A 729-nucleotide genomic window follows, 5' to 3' on the forward strand; every position below is an offset into this window, starting at 1 on the left:
GTCCGTGAAGTCAGGCTGAAGCAGCCACGCATTGGCACGCGTAAACTGAAGTTCTTAGCAGCAACAAAGGGCATTCAAATAGGTCGCGATAAGCTCTTTGAACTTCTCAGAAAGCATCGGCTGTTAGTGAGAGCAAGACGAGCCTATCACCGAACGACTGACAGCCGTCATCGATTTTTCTGTCACCCAAACAAAGTGAAAGATGGGCTGACACCAACGAAGCCAGAACAACTGTGGGTTGCTGATATTACTTACTTGCCAACTCAAAATGGAGAGAGTTATCTCAGCTTGGTTACAGACGCTTATTCAAGGAAGATTGTTGGTTTTTATGTGGATGACAACATGAAAACTCAATCAGTTAAGCGGGCATTTATCTCAGCTCTCAGGCAACGGCAGAGTGAAGAAAAGCTAATACACCACTCAGATAGAGGCTCACAATACTGTTCGAAGGAATATCAAGATATCCATAAGAAACATAGAGTGACTTGCTCAATGACTGACGGGTATGACTGTTATCAGAATGCTTTAGCTGAGCGTGTAAATGGGATACTCAAAATGGAGCTCTTGCTGAAGAAACCGAAAGATCTGAAAGAAGCAAGGACGATGGTAGCAGAGTCCGTAGATATCTATAATCAAATGAGGCCTCATACGGCTTTAAAATACAAAACGCCCGATGAAGTACATCGAGCGTTTTAGTTAAAAAGTGTCAACCCATATCAGGACGGGTCA

The 729-nt window shown here is 43.6% G+C and carries 1 protein-coding gene; it reads left to right on the forward strand.

The window, feature by feature from the left end:
* Positions 1 to 696 (forward strand): IS3 family transposase (locus R7Q46_RS26865; protein ID WP_213971182.1); only part of this gene is annotated, 696 nt, incomplete at its 5' end.
* Positions 697 to 729 lie beyond the last annotated feature (33 nt).

The sequence above is a fragment of the Vibrio sp. 811 genome (genome assembly GCF_033339195.1).